This is a genomic window from Pseudomonas sp. PvP027 (genome assembly GCF_017833005.1).
Taxonomy (GTDB): Bacteria; Pseudomonadota; Gammaproteobacteria; order Pseudomonadales; family Pseudomonadaceae; genus Aquipseudomonas; species Aquipseudomonas congelans.
On the sequence record NZ_JAFIBK010000001.1, the window covers coordinates 5,713,292 to 5,733,520 of the forward strand.

Consider the following 20,229-nt stretch of genomic DNA (forward strand, 5'->3'; position numbering starts at 1 on the left):
GGCGGGGCATTGTAAGGTGACCGCCGCCTGATTAGACTGCGCCGTTAACACCAACAGCCCTTACCAAGGACTTTTATGATCAAGAAATGCTTGTTCCCAGCAGCCGGTTACGGTACTCGCTTCCTGCCAGCGACCAAGGCCATGCCCAAGGAAATGCTGCCGGTGGTCAACAAGCCACTGATCCAATACGGTGTTGAGGAAGCCCTCGCTGCAGGCCTGACCGAAATTTCCATCGTGACCGGTCGTGGCAAGCGCGCTCTTGAAGACCATTTCGACATCAGCTACGAGCTTGAGCACCAGATCAAGGGCACTGACAAGGAAAAGTACCTGGTCGGTATCCGCAAGCTGATCGACGAGTGCAGCTTCTCGTACACCCGTCAGACCGAAATGAAAGGTCTGGGCCACGCTATCCTCAGCGGTCGCCCGCTGATCGGCAACGAAGCCTTCGCCGTGGTTCTGGCGGATGACCTGTGCGTCAATCCCGAGGGTGATGGCGTGCTGGCGCAGATGGTCAAGCTGCACAAGCATTATGGCTGCTCGATCATCGCCATTCAGGAAGTCGATCCGCAGGAAACCAACAAGTACGGTGTGATCGCGGGTGAAGAGATCAAACCTGGCCTGTTCCGCGTGACCAACATGGTTGAAAAGCCAAAGCCAGAAGATGCGCCGTCGAACCTGGCGATCATCGGCCGCTACATCCTGACTCCGGACATTTTCGAAAAAATCGAACAAACCGAGCCGGGCAAGGGCGGTGAGATTCAGATCACCGACGCCTTGATGAAGCAGGCTGCCGAAGGCAACGTACTCGCCTACAAGTTCAAGGGCGAGCGTTTTGACTGCGGTGGTGCGGAAGGTTACATCCAGGCCACCAACTTCTGCTTCGAGCATTTCTACAAAACCGGCAAAGCGCATTGATTTCTGATTGATGACGCTCGGGACAAAGCCACCTTCGGGTGGCTTTGTCATTTCTGACTGGCCGCCAAGCGGCTATGCTGTGCCTCTGCCAAGGAGATATCGATGGCCTTTGATTTTGATCTGTTTGTAATTGGCGCCGGCTCGGGCGGCGTCAGGGCGGCGCGTTTTGCTGCCGGTTTCGGCGCAAAGGTCGCTGTGGCCGAGAGCCGCTATCTGGGTGGGACCTGCGTCAACGTGGGGTGCGTGCCCAAAAAACTGTTGGTGTACGGGGCGCATTTCTCCGAGGATTTCGACCATGCCAAAGGCTTTGGCTGGTCATTGAGCGAGGCCAGTTTTGACTGGTCCACGCTGATTGCCAACAAGGACAGTGAGATCAGCCGCCTCAACGGTATCTATCGCAAATTGCTGGTCGACAGCGGCGTTACCTTGCTCGAAGGCCACGCGAAGATCGTCGGGCCGCAGCAGGTCGAAATCAACGGTCAGACCTACAGTGCCGAGCGCATTTTGATCGCCACCGGTGGCTGGCCGCAGGTGCCTGATGTGCCGGGACGCGAGCACGCGATCACCTCCAACGAGGCGTTCTACCTCAAAACGTTGCCCAAGCGTGTCGTCGTTGTGGGGGGCGGCTACATCGCCGTGGAGTTCGCATCGATTTTCAACGGACTGGGTGCCGATACCACGCTGGTTTATCGTCGCGAGCTGTTCTTGCGTGGCTTTGATGGCGGTGTTCGTACCCATCTTCACGAAGAGCTGCTCAAGCGCCACATGACGATTCGCTTCAACAGCGATATCGAGCGCATCGACAAGCAGGCCGACGGCAGTCTGCTGCTGTCCATGAAAGGCGGTGGCACACTCGAGACCGATTGCGTGTTCTACGCAACAGGGCGTCGGCCGATGCTCGACAACCTCGGTCTGGACAGTGTCGACGTCAAGCTGGACGAGCACGGTTACATCAAGGTCGATGAGCATTACCAGAGCAGCGAGCCTTCCATCCTGGCCATCGGCGATGTCATCGGGGGTGTGCAACTGACCCCGGTTGCGCTGGCTGAAGGCATGGCCGTCGCGCGTCGGCTGTTCAAGCCCGAGCAGTATCGCCCGGTGGACTACAATCACATCCCGACTGCGGTTTTCAGTCTGCCGAACATCGGTACGGTAGGTTTGACCGAAGAAGATGCGATCAAGGCCGGTCACGATGTGCAGATTTTCGAGAGCCGTTTCAGGCCGATGAAGCTGACCCTGACGGACGATCAGGAGCGCACATTGATGAAGCTGGTCGTCGATGCGAAGACCGACCGCGTATTGGGCTGCCACATGGTGGGACCGGATGCTGGCGAAATCGTCCAGAGCCTGGCCATTGCCATCAAGGCTGGCGCGACCAAGCAGGTATTCGACGATACTATTGGGGTGCACCCGACCGCGGCAGAAGAGTTCGTCACCATGCGTACGCCTGTCAAACGTTAAGTCACGCAGCGCCCGGAGTTCAGGAAGAGCTCCGGGGTAAAGGCTTGAAGAGGATGGATCCCGACGTGAATAGAGAAAAACCACCGGCCAGAATGCCATTGCATTCGTCTGAGCAGGATCGCGAAGTCGCGCTGTACATTGATGCCTTGCGTGAAAGCGAGCGTCAGTTCAGGACATTGGCTGACAACATGAGTCAACTGGCCTGGACTGCCAGCCCCCGAGGGCAGGTCCACTGGTACAACGAGCGTTGGTATGCGTACACCGGTGCCTCGCTCGAGGCCATGACTGCGCTGGGTTGGCGCTCGGTTCTGCACCCCGGGCATCGCGAGCGCGTTATGGCGCGTTTGCAATACTGCTTTTCCACCGGCTCCATCTGGGAAGATACATTCCCGATACGCGGCAAGGGCGGCGCTTTCAACTGGTTCCTGTCGCGTGCGCTGCCCCTGCGCGACGCTCGGGGCCACATCACCCACTGGCTGGGTACTCACACCGATATCACCGCTCAGGTCAATGCAGAAGAGGCATTGCGCGAACTCAACGAGAGTCTTGAGTTACGCGTCGCCGAGCGCACGCGCGAGCTGGAAACCACCAATAAGTTATTGCAGGCCGAAATCGCCGAGCGGGCGATGGCTGAGGAAGTCTTGCGCCATGCGCAAAAGATGGATGCGATCGGTCAGTTGACCGGCGGCATCGCCCATGACTTCAACAACGTACTTTTCGGCGTGATCGGCGCACTGGACATGATCAGGCTGCGTGTGGCGGCCGGGCGGATCAGTGAAGTCGATCGCTATCTGGATGCTGCGGCGAGCTCGGCAAACCGTGCTGCTGCGCTGACCCGCAGGCTGCTGACATTTGCTCGCCGGCAGTCGCTCAACGTCACCGTGGTGGATGTCAATTGCATGGTCCGCTCGATGGAGGAACTGTTGCGAGGTACGGTCGGCGCTCATGCGCATCTGGAGTTCGAACTGGAGGAAGGGCTAAGCGCGGTGCGCACCGATGAGCACCAGTTGGAAAATGCCTTGTTGAATCTGGTTATCAATGCTCGCGATGCTGTACCTGTTGGAGGGAGGCTGTGCGTGCGTAGTCGCTCGTTAACGCTGGTGACGCAAAAAGAGGGGCTGCTGCCTGGGGACTACGTACAACTCAGCGTCGAAGATAACGGCTGTGGCATTGCTCAGGATGTTATCGACCAGGTGTTCGATCCGTTCTTCACCACCAAACCGGTAGGCCAGGGAACCGGACTGGGTTTGTCGATGGTCTACGGCTTTACCCGACAGACTGGCGGGCACGTGCAGATAGACAGCACTGAAGGTCAGGGGACCCGGGTTCATCTGCATCTGCCATGCGGCGAGGCTACGGTTGCCTGAGGCTTCTGGTCACGTCTTGTCTGATGGCTTCTTTCTGCTGGCTTTGGGCTTGTCCGGCGGATCGAGCCTGATCTGCAGGTTCTCCAGTGCCGCTTCCTTCTTGGTCAGCAACAGTTCCAGCATCCGATTCTGTTGCTGCGCATCGGTCATGCCTTGTGTGAGCGCGGTGCTTTCGTCCTGCGCGCTGCGTAATCTTTCTTCCAGTAGTGCACATTGTGTGCGGGCGTGATGTTGTTGCTCTGCAAGGGCGGCACTCTGTGTGTTGGCCTGCTTCAGCAAGTCGGTCTGGCTGTGCAGTTCGCGCAGGGTGTTGCGATTTTCAGCCAGCAATCTTTCGTTGTCTCGATTGAGCTGTGTGATGTTTTCCTGGTGCATGGCAAGGAATTGCTGTGCCTGTCGCAATTCCATTTGCAGTTGCTGAACCTGACTTTCGTGACGTCGCTGCTCCTGCTCGCGTTGTTCTCTTATCGAGTTGCGATAGTGCTCCAGCGCCTCGCGGGCATGCTGGTGCTTTTCTTCCAGAGAGTGGATCTGCCCGTCCTTGTCGTGCAGGCGGGCCTCCAGATCCTGATTAGCCTGAAGCAGTCGGGCGTGCTCTGTCTGTACGTCCTGCAGTGTGCGTTGCGTGTGGAGCAGGGCGGCAGCCTGCTGCTCCAGTGCCTCATCACGCTGCTGTGCGTGTTTTTCCAGCTGGCTGATCTGCTCCTGAGTGGCAGCAAGTTGCTGCTGGAGGGCGTCGCGCTCGGCCTGGTATTGATCGTGCGCCTGATCGATACGCTCTTGTGCCTGTTCCTGAAGTCTCTGGGCGAGATGAGCCACCAGGTCACTCAGCTCCTCATTGATATCCGGCACTGAGACCTGAGTGGATTCAAGCTCCTTCAGATAACGGTGGATGGTGGTTTTCGAGCCCGTATTGCCCATTTCGATACGTACCGCATCGATGCTGGGGTTTTCGCCTCTGGACAGCAGGGACGCCCTTGCTTTCTGCACTAAAGCCTTGTTTACACCGCCGCGGGCCATGCTGTCTCCTACGATTTCGTACTGTGGTATGTACTCTGTAATTACATACTATATGTTTTGAAATAATTAGCTATTATTTGAATTAATTAACACGGGATATTGGCGTATTATCCCGTGTCAGGCGCTGTCAGCTACCTTTGCGGCGCGTTTACCGGTACACCGAGCAGGTTTGAGCCATGAATGACGTTGATCGCTATATCGAGGCGGCGACCCGCGACAACACGCGCCGCAGCTATCGGGCTGCCATCGAGCATTTCGAGGTGACATGGGGCGGGTTTCTGCCGGCGACCAGCGAAAGCGTGGCGCGCTACCTGGCCAGCCATGCCGGAACGCTGTCGGTGAATACCCTGAAGCTGCGCTTGTCAGCGCTGGCCCAGTGGCATATCAGCCAGGGCTTTGTCGATCCCACCAAGGCACCGATGGTGCGCAAGGTCATCAAGGGCATTCGTGCGCTGCACCCGGCGCAGGAAAAGCAGGCTGAGCCTTTGCAATTGCAGGATCTGGAGAAAGTCATCGCCTGGCTGGAGGTCGAAATAAGCGAGGCGAGCGCGCAGCACGATCAGCCGCGTCTGTTGCGCAGCCGGCGTGATTCGGCGCTGATCCTGCTGGGGTTCTGGCGCGGGTTTCGCAGCGACGAGCTTTGCCGTCTGCAAGTACAGGACGTCAAGGCCATCGCCAACTCGGGAATCAGCCTTTACCTGCCGCGCAGCAAAGGCGATCGCGACAATCTTGGCAGGACCTATCAGACCCCCGCCTTGCAGCGGCTGTGCCCGGTGCAGGCCTATATAGAGTGGATCAACTGTGCAGCGCTGGTACGCGGTCCGGTGTTTCGGGCAGTGGACCGCTGGGGTAACCTTAAAGAGGGGGGGCTGCACGCCAACAGCGTCATTCCGTTGCTGCGTCAGGCGCTCCAGGGTGCAGGCATCGCTGCCGAGCACTACACCAGCCACTCGCTGCGCCGTGGCTTCGCCAGTTGGGCGCATGGCAACGGCTGGGACCTCAAGTCACTGATGTCCTATGTAGGCTGGAGGGACATCAAGTCGGCGATGCGCTACATTGATGCCGCTCCGTTCCTGAGCAATCCGGAGGAGGGCAGCGGCCCGAAGGTTTCTTCTATCGATAAGCTGCCTTCATAGTGAAAAGCAATCAGTGACATCAGGTTTGCCAATGAGCGATTGTCATCGATCATGCGTAAGCTTCACTCCATCGAATTCACAACCCATCTAACCCATCAGGAGATATACCGATGCCTATCATCAACAGCCAAGTAAAACCGTTCAAGGCTACAGCATTCAAGAACGGCGCTTTCGTTGACGTCTCGGACGCTGACTTCAAAGGCAAGTGGTCTGTCGTATTCTTCTACCCGGCGGACTTCACCTTCGTATGCCCGACCGAGTTGGAAGACCTGGCTGACAACTACGAAGAGTTCAAGAAGCTGGGCGTTGAAATCTACAGTGTTTCGACTGACACCCACTTCGCTCACGCGGCATGGCACAACACCTCGCCAGCGATCGGCAAGATCCAGTACACCATGATCGGTGACCCGACCCTGACCATCTCCCGCAACTTCGACGTACTGATCGAAGAAGCCGGTCTGGCGGATCGCGGTACTTTCGTGATCAACCCTGAAGGTCAGATCAAAATCGTCGAGCTGAACGACGGCGGCGTTGGCCGTGACGCTTCCGAGCTGCTGCGCAAGATCAAGGCTGCTCAGTACGTTGCCGCTCACCCGGGCGAAGTCTGCCCAGCCAAGTGGAAAGAAGGCGAAGCTACTCTGGCTCCGTCGCTGGACCTGGTTGGCAAGATCTGAGTCGCATGAATCGGCTGGGGGCGTTGAGCTCTTGAGCAAGTAAACCGCATCGCCCCAAAAAACGCCCGGGCGGTAATCGCCTGGGCGTTGTTATTTCTACCCTTTGTAAACAGGAAGCCGCCACATGTTGGACGCCAATCTTAAAGCCCAGTTGAAATCCTATCTGGAGCGGGTTACTCGCCCCATCGAGATCGTCGCGTCCCTTGATGACGGCGCGAAGTCTCAGGAAATGCTCGCACTGCTCAATGATGTGATCAGCGTTTCCAAGGACGTCACCCTGAATGACAGCGGCACCGACGCACGTACTCCGTCGTTCTCGCTGAGCAGCCCTGGCCACGATATCAGCCTGCGTTTTGCCGGTATCCCCATGGGTCACGAATTCACCTCGCTGGTCCTGGCGCTGCTGCAAGTCGGCGGCTACCCACCCAAGGTCAGTGCGGAAACCATCGAACAGGTTCGCGCACTTCAGGGCGAATTCCATTTCGAAACCTATTTCTCGCAGTCTTGCCAGAACTGCCCGGACGTTGTCCAGGCCCTTAATCTGATGGCAGTGCTGAACCCTGGTATCAAACACGTCGCTATCGACGGTGCGCTGTTCCAGGACGAAGTCACCGATCGCAAGATCATGTCGGTGCCGAGCATCTATCTGAACGGTGAGTTGTTCGGTCAGGGCCGCATGGGGCTGGAAGAGATTCTGGCCAAGATCGACACCGGCGCCGGTGCGCGTCAGGCGAAAAAGCTCAACTCGAAGCAGGCTTTCGATGTGCTCGTCGTGGGCGGTGGCCCCGCTGGCTCTGCGGCAGCCGTCTACGCGGCCCGCAAAGGCATTCGCACCGGTGTTGCAGCCGAACGTTTCGGCGGTCAGGTGCTCGACACCATGGCTATCGAGAACTTCATCTCGGTACAGCATACCGAGGGGCCGAAGCTGGCCGTCGCGCTTGAAGAACACGTCAAGCAGTACGAAGTCGACATCATGAACCTGCAACGCGCCGACAAGCTGATTCCTGGCGCAGCCGGCGAGTTGCACGAAGTGAAGTTTGCCAGCGGTGCGAGCCTCAAGGCCAAGACGCTGATCCTTGCCACCGGCGCACGCTGGAGGGAAATGAATGTGCCGGGTGAACAGCAGTACCGTAACAAAGGTGTCGCTTATTGCCCGCACTGCGACGGTCCGTTGTTCAAAGGCAAGCGCGTCGCTGTCATCGGTGGCGGTAACTCGGGTGTCGAGGCTGCAATCGACCTGGCAGGTATCGTGTCTCACGTGACACTGCTCGAGTTCGACGTGCAATTGCGTGCCGACGCGGTGCTGCAGCGCAAGCTGCACAGCCTGCCGAACGTGACCGTGATCACCAGTGCGCAGACCACTGAAGTGACAGGTGATGAGCAGAAGGTCAACGGCCTGCGCTACAAGAACCGCACCACAGGCGAAGAGATCACTGTGCCGCTCGAAGGTATCTTCGTGCAGATCGGTCTGCTGCCTAACAGCGAATGGCTGAAAGGCGCTATCGAGCTGTCGCCGCGTGGCGAGATCGTGGTCGATTCTCGTGGAGAAACTTCGGTGCCGGGTATCTTTGCTGCCGGTGACGTGACGGTTGCGCCGTACAAACAGATCATCATCGCCCTGGGCGAAGGTGCCAAGGCCTCCCTGAGCGCCTTTGACCACCTGATCCGTACCTCCGCACCGGCCTGATCGGACAGCGGTAAACAAAAAGCCCCGCGAGCGATCACGGGGCTTTTTGCTTTCTACGTTGATCGCTTTTTGCTGGAGCGATCACGGCAGTCTCAGAGCGGCGTTGGCTGGATGATTTCTACCCAGTAGCCATCCGGGTCCTTGATAAAGGCCAGGCTGTTCATGCGGCCATCGGACAAGCGCTTCTGAAAGTCGACGCCCAGGCTTTCAAATCGCTCGCAGGCGACTTTCACGTCAGGCACCGACACGCAGATATGACCAAAGCCGCGCGGGTCGCGGTTACCGTTGTGGTACGACGCTGTGGCATCGCTTTCGGTACCGTGGTTATGCGTCAGCTCCAGAATGCCGGGGATCGACTTCATCCATTCGTTGCGGGCGGCGTCGTCTTCCGGGATCTGTGCCTTGTCGACCAGCGCCAGGAAGTACAGGCTGAATTCGGCTTCCGGGAAATCACGTTTCTCGACCAGGCTGAAGCCCAGCACACGGGTGTAGAAATCCAGCGACTTGGTGATGTCCTTGACGCGCAGCATGGTGTGGTTGAACACAAACTGCCGGGTGGCCGCTTCAGGATTGGCTGTGACGCCCGGTAGTGTGTTGAGTTCGTGCAAGCTCATCAATGTGTCTCCAACAGAATGTACAAATAATGCCAAATGATACGGGGCAGGGCGCGCAGTGCCAAACCCGGCTCGGATAACGTCGCGTCGGCCTTGCTCGATGCCGGCAACAGGCTCAGAATTTCCGGTCAACCGTTCTGGCGACCCGATCATGATCCTTTCGCACTACCGACGCTCCTTGCCAAGCCTGTGCCTGTTCCTGCTGCTGGGCGCTGCACAGGTCCATGCCACCGATGCAATGATCGTCTGGCCCGCAGGCTGGGAGGTCGAGTCGTTACCGACCGAGTCGGGCGAGCCCGTTCAACCTTCCGTGCAGGTCAGACAGCGCGCGGTGAAAAACGATCAAAGTGGAAATCCGCTGATGGTCATGGAGCTCACTCAGACGCGCCTTGCACCAGGGCATGAAGTCAATGTCCAGGGCGTTCTGCTGGAAATGCGCAAGTCGGTTCAGGTCAATTTTGCCCGCAGTGGATTGCAGAGCGTCTGCACGCATGTCCGCGAAAGCCGGCTCAGCGTGGTGCCCGCGCTCGAAACCACCTGCACCATTACCCAGAATGGTGTGCACGTGCTGACCCAGACACTGGTCGCGGCGGCCAACAAGCAGCTGGCCTGGTCTTTGTCCTACGCGGGATCGGCAGACGGCTATGCGAGCAACAAGGATGAGGCACTGCGTATTCGCGAGAGTCTGCGTCTGGACGTTACGCAGTGACATCTGCCTTTTTGCAGACAAAAAGAAGCCCGCCGAGGCGGGCATGGGGCGCTATTCCTTTAGCGGTCTTCATCATCCGAGAGTGCATGTGAAAAAAGTGTGAAGCTCCGCTGTGCTGGGCATTCGGTGCTTTTCAGCGCGCCGAATCATTGGGAAACAAATAGTGATGCATCTCATCTCACTGTCAAACTGAATAATTACTCTACACACTTCAGCAACTGTTCAGGTTTGTAACTGTGTGCTGAATCGCTTATCCGGATTTATTGGCGTCATTATTCTCGCGGCATTTACACTGTGCATTGAAGTATACGAACCGGGCAGTCCACGTAATCATGTATATGAATTCCTGCTGCGGATCGACAGGCAATGTGTGATGACGCCTGAGCACAGTGCTGCAGTACGCAGGTGACGATCTGCAGCGACGAAGATAAAAAAGCCCTGCAAGTGCAGGGCTTCAAGTGACAACTTTCAATCAGGCACGCAGCCATGAATCAACCGTGTCTACACCGTATTGCTCTTTCCATGCCTTGAGGCCGCGATGGTTGCCGCCCTTGGTTTCAATCAGCTCGCCGGTATGTGGGTTCTGGTAAACCTTGACCACGCGTGCACGGCGACGCTTTGGCCCCGCGGGTGCGACCAGCGAGGCAGCACTTGAAGGGTCAAGGATTGCGATGATGTCACGCAGGCTTTTGCCGTAGGTGCCCATCAGGTCCTGGAGCTTTTGCTCGAATTCGATCTCCTTCTTCAATCCGGCGTCATTCTTCAACGATTCCAGCTGTGCAAGCTGTTCCTGAAGGGCTTTCTCTGCTGCTCGAAACTCGGCAAGTCTGGACAATTAATATACTCCAACAATGTAATGGCTGTTGTCAGCCCTATAAAGCGATGAGACAAAACTGATGGGCCGATTCGCTCAATCGAGGGTGCCCGATACCTGCGGTTTCTATGCTGAAACTTGGCCTTCGCGGCGTGTCGTTGCGCAGATAGAGCGTATTTATAACTCAGTCGCCAGCAAATGATGCACTTTTTTTTTCAGTTAGAAAATAGCCCTTCTCAAATTCGTTAAATGGCGTGGGGAGGCGATGTTGGATATAGGGGATGATGTCCGTGTTGTAGGCCGAGGGGCGTTGTAAGTTATTTCCGATATTAGCCATGGATGGAAAACGTGCCATGAGAGAGTGGATGGCTTAGAAAAAGAAATATCCGACAGGCAAAAGGAATGTCAGGTGAGGAAATGGCAGAAATGTCTGAAGGCCACGTGTTGCAAGGCGCGTGGACCCTTCAAAGATGGCCTTTGGCCTGTCGCTAAGTTGCGTTTGTGACCCTACAGTCCCTGTTGCAGCACAGGGTCATCAGGGTTCTGCTGCTCGAGCTCGGCCAGAAGAATCTGCACGTTCTGCAACTGACCGTTCTCTTTCCAGTACTGGATCAGCACGACTCTGGCCTTGCGATTGGCGGGCTGATTCTGAACGATCTGGGTCAACTGCCGCTGTGCCGCTTCGAGCTCGTTCAAAGAGTGCAGGGCGACCGCCAGGTCATAGCGATAGTCGTTGTTGTCAGGTGACAGTTCCGTGGCCTTGGCCAGGCTGAGCACGGCGAATTCCGCCTGGCCGTGGTTAAGCAGCCACATGCCCAGCGCGTGCTGGAGCATAGACGAGTCAGGGTTGTGCTCCAGCAACTGCGCGAAGAGGCTGCGCGCCTGCTCGGCCTGACCCTTGCGGTCCAGCAATTCAATGTGCGCCAGCGCCGCTTCTATATTGCCCGGGTCCAGCGCGGTAGCCCGCTGTAGCGCCGCGAGCGCGGGTTCCAGGTCGCCGGTCTGCAGATACAGCCTGGCCAGTTGCAGCTGGTTTTGTGCGCTTTGCGGCTGGCTTTTGAGTGATTCCTGAAACGCCTCGGCACTTTGCTGCAGAACGGCGAAGTACAGGCCCAGCTCATCAGGTGACAGGCCGAGCAGGGCGCTGGTGGCGCGAAACCTGACGGATTGTTCGGCATCATCCAGCAGGGGGCCGAGCAGCAGGCTGCGCTGGCTGTTGGAGACCAGCCTGACGCTGACATCGATGGCCGCTTCGCGCACTTGAGCGGACGGGTTGCTCAAGGCAGCGTCGAGCAACTTGAGGGCCTGGGGGCTGGGGTAGTTGCTCAGTTCGGCAAGCAGGCTGATGCGTTGTGCGTCAGACAGGTCAGTGCGTGCCAGTTGTTGATACAGCACGCGCGCGGCACCCGGTTTGCCGTCATGCGCCTGTTCCAGCGCTTGGGCATAGGTATGACTGAGCTTGGCCGGCGCGGTCTGGACGGGCATGCGCCACCACCAGAAAACCAGCGAAAGCGCCAGCAGCACTGCAGCCGCTACGCCGATCAGCCAGCGACGTCGAGAAGTGGTTTGAGGCGATAACCCCGTGGTAGAAAGTCTGGGCATATCGATTTCCAATGCTTGACGGGTTGCAGCTTCGGGGAGTGGCTGGCAGCTGTCAAACGGCAATCATGAAGCAGCCGGATTTCAGCCAAAAAAAGCCCCGCGGCCTGATCGGGCGCGGGGCGGATTTACCGGCTTTAAGGTTCAGGCCTGAGGCTGCCAGCCGCCACCCAGTGCCTTGTAGATGGCCACAATGCCATGGTACAGCTCGATTTCTGCCTGCGCCTGTGCGTCCTCGGCTGCCAGACGTTCGCGCTCGGCGTCCAGCAGGACCAGGAAGTCCGCCGTGCCTTCGCGATACTGCACCGAGGCCAGTCTGGCCGCCGAGCGACTCGCATCGCTCTGGCGCATCAGCGAGACCAGCCGCTGCTGGCGTTTGTCGTAATCGCTGAACGCGTTCTCCGACTCTTCCAGCGCGAGCAGCACCTGCTGCTCATAGTTGGCCAGTGCGCCCTCGGCGTCGGCGTCGGCACTGCGAATCTGCGCCCGGACACTGCCCAGATCGAAAGCTGCCCAGGTGATGCTTGGGCCTAACGACCAGGCTCTGGCCGCTGACGACCCGATCTGCGATCCGCGTCCGGCGGTAAAGCCCAGAAAACCGCTCAGGCTGACCCTTGGGAACAGGTCGGCAGTCGCGACGCCGATACGTGCAGTCGAGGCGGCGAGTTGTCGCTCTGCTGCACGGATGTCGGGCCGATTGCGCAATACTTGCGTCGGGTCGCCAATCGGCAAGGCCTTGGCAATCGCCGGCAGTTTGCTCGGGCTCAAGTCGACGCTGAGGTTTTCCGGACGCTCACCCAGTAACGTGGCGATACGGTTGCGCTGGCGAGCCTGCTCGGCCTGCAACTGCGGAACGGTCGCCTCGACGGCGGCCAGTCGTGCCTCGGCACGCACCACGTCCAACTCGTTGCCCACACCCGCATCGCGTAACTGAGTGGTCACGTCCTGAGAACTCTGCTGGTTTTTCAGGTTGTCGCGGGCAATGGCTTCACGCAGTTGTGCGCCACGCAGTTGACCGTAGGCGTCGACCACCTCGGCAATCAGCGTGACCTGAAGCTGATAGAGGTTGGCCTCTGCAGCTTCCTGATCGGCATCGCTGGCCTCCAGTTGGCGCTGGATACGTCCGAACAGGTCCACTTCCCACGCCATGTCCAGACCCAGGTCGTAGCGCTCGCTATTGACCCGGCGCTCGGTGATGCCGGGTTGCTGACCCTTGCCGATGTCGCTGCTGGCACGGCTGGTCACTACCGGCATTACATCGTTGGCGACGTCATCGCGAATGGCTCGCGCCGACTTGAGCCTGGCGAAGGCGACGCGCAGGTCGCGGTTGCCGTCCAGTGAGCGGGCTACCAGCTTATTGAGGGTCGGGTCCTCGAACTGCTGCCACCACACCCGATCCACTTTGCTGCGGTCATAGTTGCCCTGTGCGGCGGACGCCAGTTTCGCTGGCGCCGTGACCGGCGCCTGGTAGTCCGGGCCCACGGCGCAGGCCGCCAATGCCATGACCAGCAGGCTCGGGATGAAGACTTTGTACGCGCTCATCAATGCATCTCCGCAGGCAGGTTTTGCTGGCTGTTTATCCTGGCGGCCTTGCGGGCCTCCTGGCGTTCGACGTAATTACGGATAAGCACGTAGAACACCGGCGTCAGCAGCAGGCCGAAGAAGGTGACGCCCAGCATCCCGGAGAACACGGCGACACCCATCGCATGGCGCATCTCGGCACCCGCGCCGCTGGACAGCACCAGGGGCACGACCCCCATGATGAAGGCGAACGAGGTCATCAGGATCGGCCGCAGACGCAGGCGGCATGCTTCCAGTACCGCATCCAGCGGGCTCATCCCTTCCGCCTGTTTGTCCTTGGCGAACTCGACGATCAGAATCGCGTTCTTGCACGCCAGGCCGACCAGTACGATCAGGCCTATCTGAGTGAAGATGTTGTTGTCGCTGCCGGCGATCATCACCCCGGCAATCGCCGAGAGCAGGGTCATCGGTACGATCAGGATCACCGCCAGCGGCAGGCTCCAGCTTTCGTATTGCGCCGCCAGGACCAGGAACGCCAGCAATACACAGAGCGGGAACACGAACAGTGCGGTATTGCCCGAAAGGATCTGCTGATAGGTCAGGTCAGTCCATTCGTAGATCATGCCGGTGGGCAGTTCCTCACGAAGCAATTTCTCGACCGCCGCCTGAGCCTGGCCAGAGCTGTAGCCCGGTGCTGCCGCGCCATTGATTTCAGCAGTGATGAAGCCGTTGTAGTGCATGACGCGGTCGGGGCCTGCGGTGTCGCTGACCTTGACGAAGGTCGCCAGCGGGATCATCTCGCCCAGGTTATTGCGCACCTTGAGCTGACCGATCTGGTCGGCATCCTGACGGAACTGCTGCTCAGCCTGAACGTTGACCTGGTAGGTGCGGCCGAACCGGTTGAAGTCGTTGGCATACAGCGAACCCAGATACACCTGCAGGGTGTCGAAAATATCGCTGACTGCCACGCCGTGGGTCTTGGCCTTCTCGCGGTCAATCGCGGCATCGACCTGCGGTACGTTCACCGTGTAGCTGGTAAACAGCCCGGCCAGTTCCGGCACGCTGCGGCTTTTGGCGATGATGTTCTGGGTTTCCTTGTACAGCTCGTCATAGCCGAGGTTGCCACGGTCCTCGATCTGCAGGCGGAAGCCGCCGATGGTGCCCAGGCCTTGTACCGGTGGTGGCGGGAAGATCGCCATGTAGGCTTCCTGAATCGAGGCGAACTGACCGTTCAGCGCGCCGGCAATCGCATTGGCCGAGAGGCTCGGGTCCTTGCGCTCGTCGAACGGCTTGAGGGTCACGAACACCACACCGTTATTCGGGCTGTTGGTGAAGCCGTTGATCGACAGCCCCGGGAAGGCAATGGCGTCCTGCACGCCAGGTTGCTTGAGGGCCAGCTCCGACATGCGCTTGATGACATCTTCGGTGCGGTCCAGGCTCGCGGCGTCCGGCAGTTGGGCAAATGCAACCAGGTATTGCTTGTCCTGGCTCGGGACGAAACCGGTCGGTGTGCTGGCAAAACCCATCCAGGTCAAAACCATCAGGCCCGCGTAGACCAGCAAGGCAATGCCGCTGCTGCGAATGACCCTGGCGACCGTGCCGACATAGCCGTGGCTGGCTTTCTCGAAGAAACGGTTGAACGGGCGGAACAGCCAGCTGCCGAGCATTTTGTCGAGGAAGCGCGAGAAGCGATCCTTGGGCGCGTCATGCCCTTTGAGCAATACCGCCGCCAGTGCAGGCGACAGGGTCAGCGAGTTGAAAGCAGAAATGACCGTCGAGATGGCGATGGTCAGCGCGAACTGCTTATAGAACTGCCCGCTGAGCCCGGAAATGAAAGCCGCAGGCACGAATACGGCGCACAGCACCAGCGCCGTCGCGATGATCGGTCCCGTCACTTCGGCCATGGCCTTGTGTGTGGCGGCGACCGGTTCCAGGCCCAGCTCGATGTTCCGTTCGACGTTCTCCACCACCACGATGGCATCGTCGACCACGATACCGATTGCCAGTACCAGGCCGAACAAGGACAGCGCGTTCAGCGAGAAACCGAACATATGCATGACCGCAAAGGTGCCGATCAACGAGACCGGTACGGCCACCAACGGGATGATCGATGCGCGCCAGGTCTGCAGGAACAGGATCACCACCAGCACCACCAGAATCAGTGCTTCGAACAGCGTGTGAATCACCGCCTCGATGGAGCCCCGGACGAAGATCGTCGGGTCATAGACGATGCTGTAGTCCATGCCTTCCGGGAAGCTTTGCTTGAGCTCGGCCATCCGTGCCCGTACATCGTTGGAGATGTCGATGGCGTTGGAGCCGGGGCGCTGGAAGATCGGGATCGCTACCGCGGGCTGATTATTGAGCAACGAGCGCAGCGCGTACTGGCTGGAGCCCAGTTCGATGCGGGCAATGTCCTTGAGGCGAGTGATTTCACCGTCGGCGCCAGCTCGCACCACTACGTTTTCGAACTCTTCCTCACTGACCAGACGGCCCTGAGTGTTGATCGACATCTGAAAACTGGTGGCATTCGGGGAGGGCGGTGAGCCCAGCTGGCCTGCCGCTACCTGACGGTTCTGCTCGCGAATCGCATTGACCACATCAGTGGCGGTCAGGTTGCGTGAGGCGGTCTTGTTCGGATCGAGCCAGACCCGCAGCGAATAGTCGCCCATGCCGAACAATTGCACGTCACCGACGCCGCCCAGTCGCGCCAGCTCATCCTTGATGTTGAGCACGGCGTAGTTGGACAGGTACAGCATGTCGTAGCGTTTGTCCGGTGAGGTCAAGTGCACAACCATGGTCAGGTCGGGGGAGGCCTTGTCCACGGTAATGCCGATGCGTGTCACTTCTTCAGGCAGCTTCGGTTCGCTGCGGGTCACGCGGTTCTGCACCTGCACCTGCGCGTTGTCCAGGTCAGTGCCCAGTGCGAAGGTGATGGTGAGGGTCAGCTTGCCATCGGCGGTGGCCTGCGAGGACATGTAGAGCATGCCTTCGACACCGGTAATCGCCTGTTCCAGTGGCGAGGCCACGGTTTCGCCGATCACCTTGGGGTTGGCGCCGGGGAAGTTGGCGCGTACCACCACGGTTGGCGGCACGACTTCCGGGTATTCACTGATTGGTAGCTGGAACAGCGAGATGGCACCGGCGATCAGGATCAGCAGCGACAGCACTGCGGCAAAGATCGGCCGTGAAATAAAGAATTTGGAGAAGTTCATCGGACGAGTCCCTTAGCCGCGCGGCGCGGCAGCGCTGGCGATTTTGACGGCCGCTTTGGGCGCCACTTGTGGCAGGTTGCTGGCTTCGAGGGCCTGGCGTTGTTTGAGCAGTGCGGCGAGGGTGTCGGCGCTGGCCATCGGGGTGACTTCAGGGTCCACAGGCTGGCCCGGACGGACGCGCTGCAAGCCTTTGACGACGATGGTGTCATCCTTGGCCAGCCCAGTGCGCACAATGCGCAGGCCTTCGATTTTCGGCCCCAGTTCGACAGCGCGGTAGGCGGGCTTGTTGTCCTTGTCCATGACCAGCACAAACTTCTTGCCCAGGTCGGTGCCCACTGCTTCGTCATTGATCAGCACGGCCGAGTAAGTGCCGCTGCCCACCAGTTTCAGGCGCGCATACAGGCCGGGAGTAAACGCACCGTCGGCGTTATCGAACACGGCGCGGCCACGAATGGTGCCGGTCCTCGGGTTGACCTGGTTGTCGACAAAGTTCATCTGGCCCAGGTGCGGGTTGCCGGGTTCGTTGGACAGTCCCAGATAGACTGGCGTGGTCTGACCGCGCTGGCCTTTGCGGGCCAGCTCGGTGTACTTGAGGAACACGCGCTCGTCTGCGTCGAAGTAGGCGTAGACCTTGTCGGTGGAGACCACGCTGGTCAGCGCGGTGACATCGGCGGTGACAATGTTGCCAGCGGTGATTTCGGCGCGGCTCACGCGGCCTGAAATCGGTGCGGTGACACGGGTGAAGCTGAGATTCAGTCGAGCCAGGTCCAGTTGCGCCTGAATGGCCGCGACACCGGCCTTGGCTTCCTGTGCCGAAGTGGTACGCGATTCGGCCAGCTCGGCGGAAATCGCATTGTTGCTGCGCAGACGCTCGCCGCGCTGCGCTTCGCTGTCACTGCGCGAAGCGACTGCGCGGGCCTGTTGCAACTGCGCTTCGAGGCGGCGTACTTCCGACTGGAAAGGGCGAGGGTCGATCTGGAACAGCAGGTCGCCTTTCTTGACCAGCGAGCCGTCGGTGAAGGCTACCTGATCGATCTGACCGGAGACCCTTGGGCGCACTTCGACCGTTTCAGGTGCTTCGAGACGACCGGTGAATTCATCCCACTCGTTGACTGGCTGCTCCAGTACCTTGGCCACACTGACCTTGGCCGCGCCAGGCGCACTGGTGGCTTCCGGCGCACGGCCGCAGGCACTGATGACGATCAAGGCGAGGGCGGTGAGAGGGTAGCGCAGATGGCTGATTGTCTGGTGCATGGGAAGTTCCGCCAATAGTGAAGAATGGGGCGGATTCTGTTGTGCACGGGGTGTTATTAACGAATCGAATAAACCGAAGGTTACTATCACCGGCAATGATGAGTGCCTATAGGCCGGTCAAAACCCTTGGCAGGTGACCCGAAGGCGGGACGACGGCCAGGTATTCTGGGCCAAAAACACTGTCCTGACGGAGCGCCAAAAAAGCTCATGTCATATTGCTATCTCCGCGATCAATCTTTGCAATCGCCGCGTCTATAAAGTTGTCCAGCGAACAGTCGATCCTTGGTTATCACGATAAATACCGAGGAAATATTTGATGAAGTCGACATGGCTGGACAATTTGAAGGTCAGCAAAAAGCTGAGCGTAGGCTTCGGTCTGATACTGCTGGGCGTGCTCACGGTTACCGCGATCGGTTACCTCAGTACTAACCTGCTGATCGAGCGGCTGGGCAAGGCAGCCAAGGTTTCTGAGGTAAAGGCCGATGCGCTGAGCCTGAGGATCGCTGCACAGACCTATACCGCCAAGCCTGACGCGAGCAATTCGCAGGGCTACACGTCTGCTCTGGACAACCTGGGCAAGACCATCGAGGACGGTCTGAAGATTCTGACCGTTCCGGTCAATGCCGATATCCTCAGAGGTATTCGCGACCAGGCGGGTGGCTTGAAGCAAACGTTCAGCCAATTGGTCGATAACAATCGGCAAATTGATCAGGCCATGCAGCCGCTGATTACCATCTCCGAACAGGTCAGTGGAAGCTTCGAGACACTCCTGCAGAAGACCTTCGATGACGTTTCCCGCTCGCTGGACCAGAGCGGTATCGATCAGGTGAAGATTGCCGGCGACCTGCGCAATGGCATGACTAACTTTCGCCTGGTGTTTCGCCGTTATATCAGCATCCCGACTGCTGAAAACAGGCAGATTACCTTCGACGCTGCCGATTCGCTGATCGCTCAGGTGGGTAGCGCACGCAATCAACTGCCGAACAAGGCGGGTCCGGCGGTGGATGAGGCGCTTGCTGCGCTACAACAGTACAAGTCGTTGATGGTCTCCATCTCGCAACTGATGCAACAGAACGATCAGATTCGCGACAGCCTTCGCCAGCAGTCAATGGACATCGTCACCAGTGCTGAAAAGCTGATGGCGGGTCAGGTGGTCAGTGCCAACAAGGAAAAAGACAGCGCGGTAACCCAGTTGCTCACCGTGGCGGTGATCGTATTGCTGCTGGGCATCTTCGCGGCGATCCTGATTACCCGTCAGATCACCCGTCCGCTCGATTCGACTGTGATCGCGGCGCGTCGGATTGCCGACGGCGATCTGACCAACGACCTCAGCACCACTCGCCAGGATGAGCTGGGCCTGCTGCAGAACACCATGCAACACATGACCGTATCGCTGCGGACCCTGATCGGCGGTATCAGCAATGGCGTGACACAAATTGCCACGGCGGCCGAGGAGCTTTCAGCCGTCAGCGAGCAGACCAGCGCGGGTGTCACTCAGCAGAAGCTGGAAGTCGACCAGGTGGCAACAGCCATGAACCAGATGGCGTCCACCGTTCAGGAAGTGGCGCAGAACACTGAAGATGCATCGCAGGCCGCCAGACAGGCCAGTGATCGTGCAGCCCATGGCAGCAGCGTGGTGCAACACGCCACGCGTGAAATCAGCCAGCTCGCCGGTGAAGTGGGGCAGCTGGGCGAGGCCATGCAGCGCCTGATTCAGGACAGTGACAAGATTGGCGGCGTTATCGATGTGATCAAGGCGGTGGCAGAACAAACCAACCTGTTGGCCCTCAATGCGGCGATCGAAGCTGCACGTGCAGGTGAGCAGGGCCGTGGCTTTGCTGTGGTGGCCGATGAGGTGCGCTCGCTGGCGCAGCGGACACAGTCATCCACGACTGAAATCGAGGCGTTGATAAAGTCCTTGCAGGATGGCACCGGCGCGGCATCGGAGCTGATGAATGCCAGCCGTCAACGCACTGAAGGCACCGTGGCCCTGGCGCGGCAGGCCGAAGAATCGCTGCTTGAAATCACTCATTCGATCGTGACCATCGAACAGATGAGCCAACAGATTTCTGCTGCCGCTGAAGAGCAGAGCGCCGTGACCGACGAAATCAATCGCAGTGTCATCAGCGTACGCGACATCGCTGACCAGTCGGCCACGGCCACCGAGCAGAGCGCGGCTTCTACCGTGGAGCTGGCGCGCCTGGGCAGCAACCTGCAGGACATGGTTGCGCGCTTCCGGATCTGAT

15 protein-coding genes are annotated in these 20,229 nt (G+C 58.9%); 8 read left to right on the top strand and 7 right to left on the bottom strand.

Annotated elements, in window-relative coordinates:
- Positions 1 to 75: 75 nt before the first annotated feature.
- The 3 genes from galU to JOE33_RS24925 all read left to right on the top strand — a co-directional run bounded on the left by galU (position 76) and on the right by JOE33_RS24925 (position 3,743).
- Positions 76 to 915: a UTP--glucose-1-phosphate uridylyltransferase GalU gene (galU, locus tag JOE33_RS24915; RefSeq protein ID WP_003364457.1), complete on the top strand. Its 840-nt coding sequence runs from the start codon at positions 76 to 78 to the stop codon at positions 913 to 915.
- Between the two features lie 102 nt (positions 916 to 1,017).
- Positions 1,018 to 2,376 (top strand): glutathione-disulfide reductase, encoded by a 1,359-nt coding sequence (gene gorA / locus JOE33_RS24920; protein ID WP_187625465.1) that lies wholly within the window; start codon positions 1,018 to 1,020, stop codon positions 2,374 to 2,376.
- A gap of 92 nt (positions 2,377 to 2,468) precedes the next feature.
- Positions 2,469 to 3,743, top strand: coding sequence for a PAS domain-containing hybrid sensor histidine kinase/response regulator (locus JOE33_RS24925; RefSeq protein ID WP_187625494.1), 1,275 nt, complete (start codon positions 2,469 to 2,471; stop codon positions 3,741 to 3,743).
- A gap of 9 nt (positions 3,744 to 3,752) precedes the next feature.
- Here JOE33_RS24925 and JOE33_RS24930 read toward each other — a convergent pair whose 3' ends face one another.
- The gene (locus JOE33_RS24930) at positions 3,753 to 4,763 is read right to left on the bottom strand and encodes a DNA-binding protein (RefSeq protein WP_187625464.1); all 1,011 of its coding nucleotides are present in this window, start codon (positions 4,761 to 4,763) and stop codon (positions 3,753 to 3,755) included.
- Positions 4,764 to 4,939: 176 nt separating this feature from the next.
- On the opposite strand from JOE33_RS24930, the gene JOE33_RS24935 reads away from it, so the two are divergent.
- The 3 genes from JOE33_RS24935 (at position 4,940) to ahpF (ending at position 8,260) form a co-directional block, all read left to right on the top strand.
- Entirely contained in the window at positions 4,940 to 5,899 is a 960-nt protein-coding gene (locus tag JOE33_RS24935) for a site-specific integrase (protein WP_187625463.1), read from the top strand.
- Between the two features lie 110 nt (positions 5,900 to 6,009).
- A complete protein-coding gene (gene ahpC / locus JOE33_RS24940; RefSeq protein ID WP_002553298.1) occupies positions 6,010 to 6,573 on the top strand; it encodes an alkyl hydroperoxide reductase subunit C in 564 nt (187 codons plus the stop codon).
- Positions 6,574 to 6,697: 124 nt separating this feature from the next.
- Positions 6,698 to 8,260: an alkyl hydroperoxide reductase subunit F gene (gene ahpF / locus JOE33_RS24945; RefSeq protein ID WP_187625462.1), complete on the top strand. Its 1,563-nt coding sequence runs from the start codon at positions 6,698 to 6,700 to the stop codon at positions 8,258 to 8,260.
- Between the two features lie 92 nt (positions 8,261 to 8,352).
- On the opposite strand, the gene gloA is transcribed toward ahpF, so the two are convergent.
- Positions 8,353 to 8,874 (bottom strand): lactoylglutathione lyase, encoded by a 522-nt coding sequence (gloA, locus tag JOE33_RS24950; protein WP_187625461.1) that lies wholly within the window; start codon positions 8,872 to 8,874, stop codon positions 8,353 to 8,355.
- 100 nt (positions 8,875 to 8,974) lie between these two features.
- On the opposite strand from gloA, the gene JOE33_RS24955 reads away from it, so the two are divergent.
- The gene (locus tag JOE33_RS24955) at positions 8,975 to 9,583 is read left to right on the top strand and encodes a DUF4946 domain-containing protein (RefSeq protein ID WP_032612734.1); all 609 of its coding nucleotides are present in this window, start codon (positions 8,975 to 8,977) and stop codon (positions 9,581 to 9,583) included.
- A gap of 472 nt (positions 9,584 to 10,055) precedes the next feature.
- On the opposite strand, the gene JOE33_RS24960 is transcribed toward JOE33_RS24955, so the two are convergent.
- The 5 genes from JOE33_RS24960 to mexE form a co-directional block, all read right to left on the bottom strand.
- Complete coding sequence (locus JOE33_RS24960) at positions 10,056 to 10,418, bottom strand: histone-like nucleoid-structuring protein, MvaT/MvaU family (protein WP_010431003.1); 363 nt, start codon at positions 10,416 to 10,418, stop codon at positions 10,056 to 10,058.
- Between the two features lie 486 nt (positions 10,419 to 10,904).
- Positions 10,905 to 11,999, bottom strand: a complete 1,095-nt coding sequence (locus tag JOE33_RS24965; protein ID WP_025990940.1) for a tetratricopeptide repeat protein — start codon at positions 11,997 to 11,999, stop codon at positions 10,905 to 10,907.
- 141 nt (positions 12,000 to 12,140) lie between these two features.
- Positions 12,141 to 13,538 (bottom strand): TolC family protein, encoded by a 1,398-nt coding sequence (locus JOE33_RS24970; RefSeq protein ID WP_032612736.1) that lies wholly within the window; start codon positions 13,536 to 13,538, stop codon positions 12,141 to 12,143.
- Complete coding sequence (locus tag JOE33_RS24975) at positions 13,538 to 16,729, bottom strand: efflux RND transporter permease subunit (protein ID WP_032612738.1); 3,192 nt, start codon at positions 16,727 to 16,729, stop codon at positions 13,538 to 13,540. The genes JOE33_RS24970 and JOE33_RS24975 overlap by 1 nt, the downstream gene beginning before the upstream one ends.
- Positions 16,730 to 16,741: 12 nt before the next feature.
- Entirely contained in the window at positions 16,742 to 17,983 is a 1,242-nt protein-coding gene (gene mexE, locus JOE33_RS24980) for a multidrug efflux RND transporter periplasmic adaptor subunit MexE (RefSeq protein WP_096130067.1), read from the bottom strand.
- A 316-nt stretch (positions 17,984 to 18,299) separates the two neighbouring features.
- Here mexE and JOE33_RS24985 point away from each other — a divergent pair, with 316 nt between their 5' ends.
- Positions 18,300 to 20,228, top strand: a complete 1,929-nt coding sequence (locus JOE33_RS24985) for a methyl-accepting chemotaxis protein (protein ID WP_187625460.1) — start codon at positions 18,300 to 18,302, stop codon at positions 20,226 to 20,228.
- Position 20,229: the final 1 nt, after the last annotated feature.

Bases quoted from the DNA above. Each gene is read 5' to 3' on its own strand.
- galU (WP_003364457.1), top strand. From the start codon at position 76: ATGATCAAGAAATGCTTGTTCCCAGCAGCCGGTTACGGTACTCGCTTC.
- gorA (WP_187625465.1), top strand. From the start codon at position 1,018: ATGGCCTTTGATTTTGATCTGTTTGTAATTGGCGCCGGCTCGGGCGGC.
- JOE33_RS24925 (WP_187625494.1), top strand. From the start codon at position 2,469: ATGCCATTGCATTCGTCTGAGCAGGATCGCGAAGTCGCGCTGTACATT.
- JOE33_RS24930 (WP_187625464.1), bottom strand. From the start codon at position 4,763: ATGGCCCGCGGCGGTGTAAACAAGGCTTTAGTGCAGAAAGCAAGGGCG.
- JOE33_RS24935 (WP_187625463.1), top strand. From the start codon at position 4,940: ATGAATGACGTTGATCGCTATATCGAGGCGGCGACCCGCGACAACACG.
- ahpC (WP_002553298.1), top strand. From the start codon at position 6,010: ATGCCTATCATCAACAGCCAAGTAAAACCGTTCAAGGCTACAGCATTC.
- ahpF (WP_187625462.1), top strand. From the start codon at position 6,698: ATGTTGGACGCCAATCTTAAAGCCCAGTTGAAATCCTATCTGGAGCGG.
- gloA (WP_187625461.1), bottom strand. From the start codon at position 8,874: ATGAGCTTGCACGAACTCAACACACTACCGGGCGTCACAGCCAATCCT.
- JOE33_RS24955 (WP_032612734.1), top strand. From the start codon at position 8,975: ATGCCGGCAACAGGCTCAGAATTTCCGGTCAACCGTTCTGGCGACCCG.
- JOE33_RS24965 (WP_025990940.1), bottom strand. From the start codon at position 11,999: ATGCCCAGACTTTCTACCACGGGGTTATCGCCTCAAACCACTTCTCGA.
- JOE33_RS24970 (WP_032612736.1), bottom strand. From the start codon at position 13,538: ATGAGCGCGTACAAAGTCTTCATCCCGAGCCTGCTGGTCATGGCATTG.
- JOE33_RS24975 (WP_032612738.1), bottom strand. From the start codon at position 16,729: ATGAACTTCTCCAAATTCTTTATTTCACGGCCGATCTTTGCCGCAGTG.
- mexE (WP_096130067.1), bottom strand. From the start codon at position 17,983: ATGCACCAGACAATCAGCCATCTGCGCTACCCTCTCACCGCCCTCGCC.
- JOE33_RS24985 (WP_187625460.1), top strand. From the start codon at position 18,300: ATGAAGTCGACATGGCTGGACAATTTGAAGGTCAGCAAAAAGCTGAGC.